The organism is Phenylobacterium sp., from assembly GCF_031984885.1.
Taxonomy (GTDB): Bacteria; Pseudomonadota; Alphaproteobacteria; order Caulobacterales; family Caulobacteraceae; genus Phenylobacterium.
This window is the reverse complement of sequence record NZ_DAMABV010000002.1, coordinates 288,206-301,560: the sequence shown is the minus strand read 5'-3', so window position 1 is coordinate 301,560 and position 13,355 is coordinate 288,206. Positions and strand designations below refer to the sequence as shown.

11 protein-coding genes are annotated in these 13,355 nt (G+C 71.8%); 7 read left to right on the top strand and 4 right to left on the bottom strand.

Features of this window, described 5'->3' with window-relative positions:
• Entirely contained in the window at window positions 1–1,209 is a 1,209-nt protein-coding gene (locus RTL41_RS04860) for a cell wall hydrolase (protein ID WP_312161895.1), read from the bottom strand.
• Window positions 1,210–1,385: 176 nt separating this feature from the next.
• Here RTL41_RS04860 and RTL41_RS04855 point away from each other — a divergent pair, with 176 nt between their 5' ends.
• The 6 genes from RTL41_RS04855 (at window position 1,386) to RTL41_RS04830 (ending at window position 9,535) form a co-directional block, all read left to right on the top strand.
• Complete coding sequence (locus RTL41_RS04855; RefSeq protein WP_312161894.1) at window positions 1,386–3,722, top strand: PAS domain-containing protein; 2,337 nt, start codon at window positions 1,386–1,388, stop codon at window positions 3,720–3,722.
• 171 nt (window positions 3,723–3,893) lie between these two features.
• Complete coding sequence (gene nadA / locus RTL41_RS04850) at window positions 3,894–4,976, top strand: quinolinate synthase NadA (RefSeq protein ID WP_409418306.1); 1,083 nt, start codon at window positions 3,894–3,896, stop codon at window positions 4,974–4,976.
• A 145-nt stretch (window positions 4,977–5,121) separates the two neighbouring features.
• Entirely contained in the window at window positions 5,122–6,633 is a 1,512-nt protein-coding gene (locus RTL41_RS04845; RefSeq protein ID WP_312161890.1) for an L-aspartate oxidase, read from the top strand.
• Entirely contained in the window at window positions 6,630–7,475 is an 846-nt protein-coding gene (nadC, locus tag RTL41_RS04840) for a carboxylating nicotinate-nucleotide diphosphorylase (protein WP_312161888.1), read from the top strand. The genes RTL41_RS04845 and nadC overlap by 4 nt, the downstream gene beginning before the upstream one ends.
• A 58-nt stretch (window positions 7,476–7,533) precedes the next feature.
• Window positions 7,534–7,743 carry a hypothetical protein gene (locus tag RTL41_RS04835; protein ID WP_312161887.1) on the top strand — a complete coding sequence of 70 codons (210 nt, stop codon included), beginning with the start codon at window positions 7,534–7,536 and terminating at the stop codon, window positions 7,741–7,743.
• Between the two features lie 106 nt (window positions 7,744–7,849).
• Window positions 7,850–9,535 carry an ATP-binding protein gene (locus tag RTL41_RS04830; RefSeq protein ID WP_312161885.1) on the top strand — a complete coding sequence of 562 codons (1,686 nt, stop codon included), beginning with the start codon at window positions 7,850–7,852 and terminating at the stop codon, window positions 9,533–9,535.
• Here RTL41_RS04830 and RTL41_RS04825 read toward each other — a convergent pair.
• Together RTL41_RS04825 and RTL41_RS04820 are read right to left on the bottom strand one after the other, a co-directional pair.
• Complete coding sequence (locus RTL41_RS04825; protein WP_312161883.1) at window positions 9,532–10,548, bottom strand: DJ-1/PfpI family protein; 1,017 nt, start codon at window positions 10,546–10,548, stop codon at window positions 9,532–9,534. The genes RTL41_RS04830 and RTL41_RS04825 overlap by 4 nt on opposite strands.
• Window positions 10,545–11,234 (bottom strand): DJ-1/PfpI family protein, encoded by a 690-nt coding sequence (locus tag RTL41_RS04820; RefSeq protein ID WP_312161881.1) that lies wholly within the window; start codon window positions 11,232–11,234, stop codon window positions 10,545–10,547. Before RTL41_RS04820 ends, RTL41_RS04825 begins: the two co-directional genes overlap by 4 nt.
• Before the next feature lie 81 nt (window positions 11,235–11,315).
• Between RTL41_RS04820 and RTL41_RS04815 the strand changes: the two genes are divergently transcribed.
• Window positions 11,316–12,257: a GlxA family transcriptional regulator gene (locus RTL41_RS04815; protein ID WP_312161879.1), complete on the top strand. Its 942-nt coding sequence runs from the start codon at window positions 11,316–11,318 to the stop codon at window positions 12,255–12,257.
• Between the two features lie 16 nt (window positions 12,258–12,273).
• Here RTL41_RS04815 and RTL41_RS04810 read toward each other — a convergent pair whose 3' ends face one another.
• Window positions 12,274–13,311, bottom strand: a complete 1,038-nt coding sequence (locus tag RTL41_RS04810) for a cell wall hydrolase (RefSeq protein WP_312161877.1) — start codon at window positions 13,309–13,311, stop codon at window positions 12,274–12,276.
• Window positions 13,312–13,355 lie beyond the last annotated feature (44 nt).

The following is a 13,355-nucleotide window of genomic DNA, read 5'->3' as shown; positions in this document are numbered from 1 at the left end:
TTACTCCTGGAGCGTTCCAGCGCCAGCGTCCGGCTCGGCCTGCGGCGGCCTGGCCGGGGGCGCGGCGGTCGTTTCGGTGGCGGCGGCTTCCATCGCCGCCAGCGACTTGTTGATTTCCTGGATCTCTTCGGCCGTCGGCTTGCGGCGCGGCGCATAGAGGGTGCCGAGCACCCGCGTCCGCTCCCCGCTCACGGTGCTGGCGTCGGCCACGTTGTAGGTGCGCACCTCGCCGGCCACGGCCAGGGTCACCTGCCGCCCGCCGCCGATGCCTTGGGTCTCGGGATCGAGCAGGCCGTTGGTCCGCGCGTCCAGGCCGCCGAGGATGGCCGGGGAGATATGGGCCTCGCCCCCGGCGTAGCGTCCGGTGAAGGCCGGCGGCTCGCCCCAGGGCCCGGTCCAGCGATAGAAGATGTGCAGGCCGACCTGCTTCATCTTCACCAGGGTCGGGGCCCAGTACGGCGCCACGTAGTTGGCGTGATAGTGGGTCGCCGAACCCACGCTCTTGTTGACGTGCCCGGCCAGCGCCCGGCGCGCCACGTCCTGGGCCCGCCGCCACAGCACCGGCTCGGGCGCGTAGCGCAGCGACCCGTCGCAGGTGAAGCTGAACTGGCAGCCGGTCGTCCGAGCCGAGCCCTGATAGACCACGCCGCAGACCGACTTCGGATAGGCCGGATGGCGCACGCGGTTCAGCACCACCTGGGCCACCGCCTCCTGGCCGAGCTGCGGCTCGCGGGCGCTCTCGTAATAGACCGCCTCGCTGAGGCACTTGAGCGCCCGGCTCGCGTCCTGGCCGCCGGCCTGCAGCACGAACGGCCGCATCGGCCGGATCGGCAGCTTGGAGAACGCGCGCATGGCGTTGATCTCCTCGGCCGCCTCCACCGAGCTGGCGTCGAGGCCAAGGTCCGGGATCTTGCTGATGTCCAGGCTGGTCCAGCCGATCGTCCGGCCCCACGGATCGGCCTGGCGGCCCAGCGGGTCGTGCCGCCTGGCCAGGGCCAGCATCGCCGGGTCCATGTCGGCGGTGAGGCGGTCCAGGCCGCGGCTCGAGAAGTTGCGCGTCACCTGCGCCAGGCCCTGCGACTTCGCGTCGCTTCCGTCGGCGTAGCGGGAATTTGCGCAGGCGAGCAGGATCACCGCCAACCCGCAGGTCGCCGCCAGGGCCGCAATAAGGCCACGCTGGGAGAGGATCTGCGAAAGAGGCAGCGGCAAGGTCCCAATCTGTTTCGGCTGGCGCTCCATGCAGCCGGAACCTGGCAAGATAGGGGCCAAACCCGCCAAGATCGAGTGTTGCGCCCCGAAGCTGAGGCTCGCATGGTCATCGGACCGGTTCGTGGAATGCCGGCATTGTGGGTACGTCCGTCGCCATGACGCCCTTCAGTTCACCGTTGCGTTTCATCCCTCGGCGCTCGCCGCCGTTCCTGGCGGCCTTGGCGATCAGCGGCGGCGCCATGGCCGCGGCGGTGGTCATCCGGGGCCTGTTCGCGGGCTGGGATACGGCCTTCGCCCTGTCGGTCACCCATTTTCCGGCGTTCATCGTCGCCACCCTGTTCGCCGGCCAGCGCTGGGGCTGGGCCAGCCTGGCCAGCGCCATGACCGTCTCGCTGGTGCTGCGCGGCGGCCTGCCGGGGGAGGCGGCGGTCCGAGCCGGCGTCGTGCTCTACGCCCTTTCCGGCGCGGTGACCGTCATGGTGGCCGCCGCCCTGCGCGAGATCGTGCTGCGGCTGGACGAGGCCCAGGCCGCCCTCGACCGCAGCGAGGCGCGCCTGCAGATGGCCCAGAGCGCCGGCGAGGTCGGCCTCTGGGACTGGGACGCCGAGACCGGCCAAGGCTATTGGTCTCCCACCCTCTACCGGAACCTCGGCCTGCCGATCAGTCACCAGACCGGGGTGCGCAAACTGCTGGACGCCGTCCATCCCGACGACCGCGAACGGGTGCGCCTGAACAACATCGCCGCCATCAAGACCGGCAAGATGGCGCCCTGCGAATACCGCATCGTCCGCCCCGACGGCGAGGAGCGCTGGCTGCTGTCGCGCGGCGAGGTGCTGCTCAACGGCGCCGGGCGCGCCGTCCGGGCGGTGGGCGTCAATATCGACATCACCGATCGCCGCCATGCCTTTGAGAAACTTCGTGAAAGCGAAGAACGCTTCCGCATGCTCGCCGACAGCGCCCCGGCGTTGCTGTGGGTGAGCAGGACCGACGGCCGGCGGGAGTTCGTCAACCAGGCCTATGTCGACTACCTGGGCGTTCCCTACGAGCAGGCGCTGGACTTCGACTGGCGCGAACGCCTGCATCCCGACGACATGGCCCGCGTCCTGAAGGAACAGGTCGCCGGCGAGGCGTCCCGCAAACCCTTCCGGCTGGAGGCCCGCTACAAGCGCCAGAACGGCGACTGGAGCTGGATCCGCTCGGTCTCCCAGCCGCGCTATGGCCCCGGCGGCGCCTTCATCGGCTTCATCGGCATCGGCATCGACATCAGCGACGCCAAGGAGACCCAGCACGACCTGCAGGACATCAACGAGCTGCTGGCCGAGCGCGTCGCCGCGGCCCTGGCCGAACGCGACGAGGCCCAGGCCAGGCTGCACCACGCCCAGAAGCTGGAGGCGGTCGGCCAGTTGACCGGCGGCGTCGCACACGATTTCAACAACCTGCTGACGGTGATCACCGGCGCCCTCGACCTGATCCAGCGCCGGCCCGACGACGCCGATCGCCGCGAGCGCATGATCGAGGCGGCGCTGGGCGCGGCCCGGCGCGGAGAGCGGCTGACGCACCAGTTGCTGGCCTTCTCCCGCCGCCAGGCCCTCAAGCCCGAGGCCGTGCGCATCGACGACCTGCTAGCCGAGAGCGAACCGCTGCTGCGCCGCGCGGTCGGCGAGGCGGTCAGCTTCACCCTCACGCCCGGCGCCGAGGGCGCCGTGGCGATGATCGACCAGGGCCAGTTCGACGCGGCGATCATGAACCTGGTGGTCAACGCCCGCGACGCCGTCTCGCAGGGCGGCTCGATCCGCGTCCTGACCCAGGCGTGCGAACTCGCCGAGGGCGAGGTGCAGGACGTGGCCGCCGGCGCCTATGTCCGCGTCGAGGTCCGCGACGACGGCGTCGGCATGGGGCCGGAAATCCTCTCGCGGGTGTTCGAGCCGTTCTTCACCACCAAGGAGATCGGCAAGGGCACGGGCCTTGGGCTCTCCCAGGCCTACGGCTTCGCCCGCCAGAGCGGCGGCGGAGTGGCCATCCAGACCACGCCGGGCCAGGGCGCCTCGGTCAGCCTCTACCTGCCCCGCTGCGTCGAGGCCGCGCTCGCCCCGCCGCTCCCCACGCCCGACGCCGAACAGCCGACGCCCGCCGCCCGCGCGCTGACGGTGCTGCTGGTGGAGGACGACCCGGAGGTCGGCGACATGGTCTGCGCCATGCTGACGGAGCTCGGGCATGTGGTGGTCCGCGCCGATGGGGTCGACCAGGCGCTGGTCGAACTGGCGGCGCGCCAGGACCTCGACGTGGTGCTGACCGACCTGGTCATGCCCGGCGGGCTTTCGGGCCTCGATCTGGCGAGGACCATATCGGAGCAGCGTCCCGGCCTGCCGGTCATTCTCTCGTCCGGCTACGCCGGCGAGGCCCAGCCGATCGCCGCGGAAACCCAGTGGCCGCTGCTGCGCAAGCCCTACTCGGCCGACGCCCTGGCCCGGGCCCTGGCCGACAGCACCGACCCGCAGAGCCAAGCGGCCTGACAGGCTTTCAAGATAAAGTGGGCTTGTGCGGCTCCTGGCGGGGGTCTATATCATCAGTCATCGGTTTTGCTCGTTTTGAGCATAATCAGGACGCCGACGGGGCGCTGCAGACATCCCGCGGCGTTTTTTGAGGCCGAAGAAATGCTCAATTTGAGCATAAGGAGGGATACAATGGCCGACGGTTCGCAATTCGCGTTTACGCCTGCTGTCGAAGCCGCCACCTCGCCCATGTGGGAGAAGGTGAAGCATCATGTCACTCCGATGGAGTGGCGCCTCCACGCCCCGCTGATCGCCGAGATCAATCGCCTGAAGCGCGAGAAGAACGCGGTCATCCTGGCGCACAACTACATGACGCCCGAGATCTTCCACGGGGTCGGCGACTATGTCGGCGACAGCCTGGGCCTGGCCAAGGAAGCGGCCAAGTCGGACGCGGCGATCATCGTCCAGGCCGGCGTGCACTTCATGGCCGAGACCTCGAAGATCCTGTCGCCCGAAAAGACCATCCTGATCCCGGACCTGACGGCCGGCTGCAGCCTCGCCTCCTCGATCACCGGCGCCGACGTGCGCCTGATCAAGCAGCGCTATCCGGGCCTGCCGGTGGTCACCTACGTCAACACCACCGCCGACGTGAAGGCCGAGACCGACGTCTGCTGCACCAGCGCCAACGCCGTGCAGGTGGTCGAGCACGTGGCCAGGGAATGGGGCGTCGACCGCGTCATCCTGATCCCCGACGAGTTCCTGGCCCGCAACGTCGCGCGCCAGACCGACGTGAAGATCATCGCCTGGAAGGGCCGCTGCGAGGTGCACGAGCGCTTCACGGCCGACGACATCCTGGAGCTCAAGGCCGCCTATCCGAACGCCGAGATCCTGGCCCACCCCGAATGCCCGGCCGAAGTGCTGGAGGTGTCCGACTTCGCCGGCTCGACCGCGGCGATGAACGACTACGTCCTGCAGCGCAAGCCCAAGCAGGTGGTGCTGATCACCGAGTGTTCGATGGCCGACAACGTCGCCGCCGACGCCATCGGGACCGAGTTCGTGCGCCCGTGCAACCTGTGCCCGCACATGAAGAAGATCAGCCTCCAGAACATCTACGAGGCCCTGCTTCACAACCGCTACGAGGTGACCGTCGATCCGGCGATCGCCGACCGCGCCCGCCTGGCCGTCCAGCGCATGGTCGACCTGCCGCCGCCGGCGATCCCGGCCCGCTATGACCTCGTGAAGGCGCGCCATCACGTGGACGTCGAGCTGATCTGATGAACGCCGCAGCCCTTTTCCCTCCCCTTCACGGGGAGGGACAGGCCGCGAAGCGGCCAGGGTGGGGCCTTGCCGAGTCGGCGCCCCCCACCCGTCTCGGCGCTTCGCGCCGATCCACCCTCCCCACGAGGGGGAGGGAAAAGTAATGGAAAGGATCAAGCACGACGGCGTGCTGATCGTCGGCGCCGGCCTGGCCGGGCTGTCCGCCGCCCTGGCCGCCGCGCCGCGAAAGGCCCTGGTCCTGACCGGCGCGCCGCTGAGCCAGGGCTGCTCCTCGGCCTGGGCGCAGGGCGGCATGGCCGCGGCGCTGAGCGGCGAGGATACGCCGCAGCTCCACGCCGCCGACACCATCGCTGCGGGCGCTGGCCTGGTCGATCCGGCCATGGCCGCGATCCTGGCGCAGGAAGGCCCGCAGGCCGTGCGCCATCTCGCCGAGCTCGGCGCCCCCTTCGACCGCGACGCCGACGGCGCGTTCGCCACCAGCCTGGAGGCCGCCCACTCGCGCTCCCGGGTCGCCCGCGTGAAGGGCGACCAGGCCGGCCGCGCGATCATGGACGCGGTGATCGCCGCGACCCTGTCGTCCCGGCACGTCAAGGTGCGCGCCGGCTGCCGGCTGCGCGGCCTGCTGCGCGACGCCGACGGACGCATCCGCGGGGTGCTGGCCGAGGAGGACGGCCAGCTCATCGAGTTCGTCGCCCCCGCCACCATCCTGGCGACCGGCGGCGTCGGCGGGCTCTACGGCGTCACCACCACCCCGCCCGATCTCAAGGGCGAGGGCCTGGCCCTGGCGGCCCTGGTCGGCGCGACCATCGCCGATCCCGAGTTCGTGCAGTTCCACCCGACCGCCATCGACATCGGCCGCGATCCGGCGCCGCTGGCCACCGAGGCCCTGCGCGGCGAGGGCGCCAAGCTGATCGACGGGAACGGCGAGGCGTTCATGGCCCGCTACCACCCCGACGCCGAACTGGCCCCGCGCGACGTGGTCGCCCGCGCCATCCACGCCGAGCGCGAAGCCGGGCGCGGCGCGTTCCTCGACGCCCGCGCCGCCGTCGGCGCGCATTTCCCGGACGAGTTCCCGGCCGTGTTCGCCGCCTGCCTGTCGGGCGGCGTCGACCCGCGCGTGCAGCCGATCCCGGTCGCGCCGGCCTGCCACTACCACATGGGCGGGATCGTCACCGACGCCGACGGCGCCACCAGCCTGCCGGGCCTGTTCGCGGCCGGCGAGTGCGCCTCGACCGGCGTGCACGGCGCCAACCGCCTGGCCTCCAACTCGCTGCTGGAGGCGGCGGTGTTCGGGACCCGCGCCGGCCGCGCCGCCGCCCAGGTCGCAGACCCCAAGACCCGGCCCCTGCGCGCCGCGCCCGCCCCCGACCTGCCGCCCCAGGCCCTGGCCCAGCTTCGCGCCGCCATGAGCCGCGAGGCCGGCGTCGTCCGCGACGCCGAGAGCCTGGGCCGGCTGCTCGCCCTGCTCGATGTGCTGGAGACCGCCCACGGCCGGGCCCTGCCGCTGGTCGCCGCGCGCATGGTCGCCCAGGCCGCCCTCGACCGCCCGGCCAGCCTGGGCGCGCACTTCCGCGCCGACGGGCCGCCCGACACGGCGCCGGCCCGCACCTTCGTTCACCTGGCCTCACCCGCCGCCAGCCTCGCCGCCGAATGATTGCTCCGATCCCCGACCTCCTGATCCAGCCGGTGGTCGCCGCCGCCCTGGCCGAAGACCTCGGCCGCGCCGGCGACGTGACCGCCCAGGCCTGCATCGAGGCGCACGCGCGCCTGTCCACGGTGTTCGCCGCCCGCCAGAACGGCGTCGTCGCGGGCCTCGCCTGCGCGCGCCTGGCCGTGCTGGCGCTGGACCCAGCCGCGACCTTCGAGGCGATGGTCCGCGACGGCGACGAGGTTCGGCCCGGCGAGGTGCTGGCCAAGGTCGAGGCCAACGCCCGCGCCCTGCTGTCGGCCGAGCGCACCGCCCTCAACCTGCTGGGCCGGCTGTCGGGCGTCGCCACCCTCACCCGCGCCTATGTGGACGCCGTGGCCGGGACCGGCGCGCGCATCGCCGACACCCGCAAGACCACGCCGGGCCTGCGCCACCTGGAGAAGTACGCCGTGCGCTGCGGCGGCGGCCTCAACCACCGCTTCGGCCTGGATGACGCGATCCTGATCAAGGACAACCACGTCGCGGCCTGCGGCGGGGTCGGCGAGGCCCTGAAGCGCGCCCGCGCCGCGGCCGGCCACCTGATGAAGATCGAGGTCGAGGTCGACAGCCTGGCCCAGCTCGAAGAGGCCCTGCCCCACCGGCCCGACGTCATCATGCTGGACAATTTCAGCCTCGAGGACCTGCGCAAGGCCGTGGCCATGACCGGCGGCGGCGTCACCCTCGAAGCCTCGGGCGGGGTGAACCTGCAGACCGTCCGCGGCATCGCCGAGACCGGCGTCCAGGTGATCAGCGTCGGCGCCCTCACCCATTCGGCCAGCGTCCTCGACATCGGCCTCGACGCCGTCTGAGCGGGGAACAAGCCGCCCCGCGGGCTGTTCCTTCCTGGTCACGGAAAGGAACTCTCCGATGAGCAAGGCGCCCCCGATCCCGAAGGAACAACGGTCCTTCCGCGGCCAACGGCCCGACATCCAGGGCGATGGCCGCGACCGCCGCGACGCCAAGACCGGCGTCCACTCGTCCGGCCACGGCGACGACTTCAACCTCAAGAGCCAGGGGCGGCAGGGCAACATCCACCAGAATGTCGACACCGTGCACGCCCGCACCCAGGACCGCTGACCCGCTCGCCCTCAAATAGCAACGTTACCCGGACACTACCTTTAGGGCGTTAAGCCTATTTTGCCCATTCGCGGGCAAGCTGCGCGGCATTCAGTCGGGCGGCGTGATGAGAGTTCCGGTTTTCGAGTTTGACGAGGGCTTCGACGGGGTCGCGCGCGCGGCCCGCCGGATGGCGGCTTCGCGCTGGATCACGGTCGGGGTCTACGCCGTGCTGGTCGCATGGACCCTGTCCCCGACCATCGCCGCCGCCTGGGTCGCCATCTTCGCGGTCGCCGAGGCCTGGAGCATGGCGGCGACCGCGCCGCACGCCAAGGGCGTCCCCACGCGCAGGCAGCGGCAGTTCTATTTGAGCTCGGCCCTGGCCCTCAACGGCGTCTGGGTCGGGCTGGGCCTCGCCTACTGGCTGGCGGACTTCGCGGGCTCGGAGTACTTCGCGCTGCTGGTCTGGTCGGCGCTGCTGTTCAACGGCATCAGCCACGCCTACCGCTCGCCGCTGGCCGCCCTGGTGTTCGGCGCGCCCAGCGGGCTCTGCATCCTGCTCGCGCCGCTGCTCGCGCCCCGCTTCCACGGCGCCCATCAGGTGTTCGTCGCCCTCGGCGTCGTCGTCTATGTCGGCTATGCGATCATCTCGGCGGCCCGCGCCGTCCACGCCTCGCGCAATCTCGCCGCCGCGCTGAAGGACCTGGAGGAGCAGACCCGCGCGGCCCGCGCCGCCAGCGAAGCCAAGTCCGCCTTCCTGGCGATGATGAGCCACGAGCTGCGCACGCCGATGAACGGGGTGCTGGGCATGGCCCACGCCCTCGACCGCACCGACCTCACCGACCGCCAGGCCCAGTACGTGAAGACCCTGCTGCGCTCGGGCGGCGGCCTGATGACCATCCTCAACGACGTCCTCGACCTGGCCAAGATCGAGGCCGGCAAGTTCGACATCGAGACCCGGCCGTTCAATCTTCACCAGACCGTGGCCCGCACCATCGACCTCTGGAGCCACGCGGCCGAGGACAAGGGCCTGGCCCTGGTCTGCGACATGGCCGACGACATCCCGCGCTGGACCGCCGGCGACGACGCCCGCCTGCGCCAGATCCTGCAGAACCTGCTCTCCAACGCCGTGAAGTTCACCACCGGCGGCGAGGTGCGGCTGTCGATCCGCCCGACCTCGACCGGGATCGCCTTCACCGTCGCCGACACCGGCCCGGGGCTCGACGCGGCGACCCAGGCGCGGCTGTTCCAGGGCTTCACCCAGGCCGACACCAGCATCTCGCGGAAGTTCGGCGGCACCGGGCTGGGCCTGGCCATCTCGCGCGAGCTCGCAAGGCTGATGGGGGGCGACCTCGTGGTCGACAGCGCCCTGGGCCAAGGCGCCCGCTTCACCCTGGACCTGCCGCTTCAGGCGACCGCGCCGCAGGAGGACCTCGCCGCCGGTCCCGATGAGCTCGTGGACGCGCTGCGCGTGCTGGTCGTCGACGACAACCACACCAACCGCGAAGTGGCCCGCGCCCTGCTCGAAGCGGTCGGCGCCACGGTCGGCACCGCCGCCAGCGGCGCCGAGGGACTGGCCGCCCTGGAGGCCGCCGAGTTCGACGTCGTCCTCATGGACATCCACATGCCCGACATGAACGGCATCGAGACCCTGGCGGCGATCCGCGCCGGCGGGCGCGAGGCCCTCCCCGTCGTCGCCCTGACCGCCGACGCCATGGCCGGCGAGCGCGAACGCCTGCTGGCCCTGGGCTTCAACGGCTATGTCAGCAAGCCCATAGAACCGGCCGCCCTGGTCCGCGCCCTGGCCGCCTAGCGACCCGCCGTCCAGCGGGGGTGCTCCAGTTGCAGGGCGACGAACTGCGCCGTGGATCGTCCATAGGCGGCCTCGACGTCATCGAGCATCACCTCGATCGGCGCATGCCCCGCCAACCGCACGTGCCGCGAAAAGCCCGGCAATCGGTCTGAGGCGAAGACCGTCAGGCCCCCGCGCGAGGTGACCCCGCCCGTGGGCGCAACGGCGTAGGCCTTGGCGCGATAGGTGCGGGTCCAGCCGTCCAGCGCCGCGCCGAAGGCCAGTTCGTCGAACCCTTCGCTCAACTCGATCGCCACCCGCTCGTGCCGCCAGAATCCCAGCACGTTGCCGGCGGCGGTCCTCATCGCCTCGCCATCGAGCCTGTAGGCGGCTGCATCGTGCGCGCGCACCGGCGCGGGCAGACCCAGCCGACGCGCCGTATCGTGCATGGCCTCGTCCCCGGCCAACTCGCCGAGCAGGATGAGCGACGCAGGAGCCGAGGCGCTGACTCCGGCCGTCGTGGTGATCTGGCCGTCAGTCACCCAGCGTGCGTCGCGCCGCCAGGTCACCGTGGGGAAGCGACGCTCACGCGCGCCTTGCGAGGCCCAATGCGCCGTGGCCTGCCGCCCGTCCAGCAATCCGGCCTCGGCCAGCACCAGCGCGCCGTCGCAGATCGAAACGATCCGCGCGCCGCGCTCGGCCTGGGCCCGCAGCCAGGCCAAGCGCGCGGGGTTCTTGGGGTTCATCAGGAACGGCACGATGATCATGTCCGCGCCCTGCCGATAGCGGCGGTCGAACCCGGCCTGGGTCTCCTGCGGCTTGATCCAGGCGACGCCGGGCATCAGCCGCACGGGCGCCATGGTGGGCGAGACCACCTTCACCTCGACCACGCCGGACGCCGCCAGGATCGCGTAGGGCGCGGTGAGATCCGTCGTTTCCACGCCGCCGGGGTCCGCCAGGATCGCCACGACGGGCCGCGCCGCCGCCGGCCCTGCGGCCAGCAACAGCAGGGCCGCCAGCCACAGGCGGATCACTGCGCCGCCTCCAGGCGCGCAGCCACCGCCCTGACCGCGTCCAGCCGTCCCTGGGCCAGCGGCTCCAGGCGGCCCTTCACCGCCGCCAGCACCTCCGGCGACGCCAGTTCCGGGCGGCCCGACGCGAAGGGCGGCGAAGGCGCGTACTCCAGGCCGAGCTGGATCGACTTGGCCACGGTCTCGCCGGCCAGCTCGGCCAGGACGACGAAGGCGAAGTCGAGGCCGGCGGTGACTCCGCCGCCGGTGATGATGTTCCCGTCCCGCGCCACCCGGCTCTCGTCCACGATGGCGCCGAACGGGACCAGCAGGTCGCGCCAGGCCCAGTGGCAGGCCGCCCGCTTGCCCTTCAGGAAGCCCGCGGCGGCCAGGATCAGCGATCCGGTGCAGACGCTGGTCAGGTACTTCGCGCCCAGCCCCAGCCGGCGGACCTGCGCCATGAACGCCTCGTCCAGCATGGCGTCGGTGGTCCCCAGCCCGCCGGGCACGCAGAGCACGTCGCAACGCTCGACCTTCGCCAGGTCGGCCAGGTTCGAGAAGGTCAGCCCCTCGGCCTCGATGTCGACGCCGCCCATCGAGGCGACGACGATCTCGGCGTTGGGCAGGCGCGAGAGCACCTGGTGCGGACCGGTGAAGTCCAGGTGGGTGACGTCCGGATAGAGCGGGATGACGATCTGCAGCTTGGACATGGCGGGCTCCAAAGGATTGACGCCCACATGATGCCCGGCCTAGCGTACGGCAAAAATGACAAAGAACCCTCGTTTTTCGCCATGACCCGCACGATCGGCGTCCTGATCTTCCCCGAGTTCCAGATCCTCGACGCCAGCGGCCCGATCGCCGCGTTCGAGATCGCCGCCCGCTATGTCCCCGGCGCCTACGACATTCGCGTGGTGGCCTACGAGCCCGGCCCGGTGGCTTCCAGCTCGGGGCTGCAGGTGGTGGCCGCGCCGTTGTCCGACGAGCCGCTGGACACGCTGGTGATCGCAGGGGGCGAAGGGACCCGGCGTCCCGCCATCTGCGGCCGGACCCTCGACTGGGTGCGCAGGACGTTCCATTCGGCGCGGCGCACCGCCAGCGTCTGCTCGGGAGCCTATATCCTGGCCGAGGCGGGGCTGCTGGACGGTCGGCGCGCCACCACCCACTGGCAGCGCTGCCCCGACTTCGCCCGCCGCTATCCCAAGGTTCGCCTGGAGCCGGACCGCATCTTCGTCCGCGACGGGGACGTCTGGTCGTCGGCCGGGATCACCGCCGGCATCGATCTCTCGCTGGCGCTGATCGCCGAGGACCTGGGCGAGGACGTCGCCCGCTCGGTCGCCCAGCAGTTGGTCGTCTACCACCGCCGTCCGGGCGGCCAGTCGCAGTTCTCGGCGCTTCTGGAGCTGGGCGGCCAGGGCGGGCGCTTCGCCGACCTGCTCGACTGGATGCGCGAGCGGCTGGCCGAACCGCTCAATGTCGAGCGGCTGGCCGACCAGGCGGCCATGAGCCCGCGCCACTTCGCCCGCGCCTTCACCGCCGAGACCGGCATGACCCCGGCCAAGGCCGTCGAGCGCCTGCGCCTGGAAACCGCCCGCGAGCGGGTGGAGAGCTCGGCCGAGCCGATCGACCGCGTGGCCGCCGCCACCGGCTTTGGCGACCCCGAGCGCATGCGCCGCGCCTTCCTGCGCGCCTTCGGCCAGCCGCCCCAGGCGCTGCGGCGCGCCGCCCGCGCCTAGCGCCCGGCGGCGGGGATCAGCTACCGCCGACCATCGCCTCGGGTTCGGAGAGGGCGCGCTGCGTCTTGACCGGAGCCATGACGTTCACCGGCAACAGCTTGGGCGCGGTCTTGGCGCTGTCGGCCTCCCTGACCAGTTCGGCCTGCCTGTCGGCCTTGGGCGCGTCGGCCGCGTCGGCTTGGCGCTCGCCCTTCAGCAGCGCCGCGCGCATGTCGCCCGAAACCTCGATCGAGGCCGGGGCCGGCGTCGCCGCGTAACTGGCGTAGAGCACCCGATCCTCGGCCTTCGGCGTCGTGCGGCCGCCGCCGAAGCGGTAGAAGACGTGCATGCCGACCTCGGCCGTGCGCACCAGGCGCGGTCCCCAGTTCGGGGCGACGTTGGTGGTGTGGAAGTGGGTGGCGTCGCCGATGCTGGCCATCACGCCGCCGGACAGCGCGCGCGAGGCGACTTTCTGGGCCCGTTGCCAGGCCGCGGTCTCGCGGCCGCGGCGCATGGAGCCGTCGCAGGCGAAGCTGAACTGGCAGCCGACGCGCTTGCCGGCGCCCTGGAACACCACGCCGCAGACGCTCTTGGGGAACGCCGGATGACGCACGCGGTTGAGCACCACCTGGGCGACCGCCGCCTGACCGGCCGGGGTCTCGCCCCGGGCCTCGAAATAGACGGCCTGGGTCAGGCATTCGAGCTCGCGCGAGCTTTCCAGCGCCCCGACCAGGTGCATGGGCGCCGGGGCCGGCAGAGCCGCCGCATCGATGGCGCCGCGCAGTTGCACCCGCCGCGCAGGCTCTTGCGGGGCCTGCTCCAGGCGCGCGGCCAGGATGGCGTTCTGGCGGTCGCGTTGGGCCGCGCCGCTGCTGGTGAAGGGGTCATGGCGGCTGGCGACGCGCATCACGCCCGGGTCCATGGCGGCGGCTTCCCGCTGCAGGGTGGACTCCGAAAAGCCGCCCGCCGCCGCCTCGGCGATGCGCGCGTTGCGGGCGTAGTCGGTGGCCGCGCGGGCCATGCCGCCGGCCATGTATGTCGCGCCCAGGGCCAGGCCGATGCCTGAACCGATCAATGCGGCGCATGTCGGCGCACGCCAATCGGCGCGGGCCTTACTAT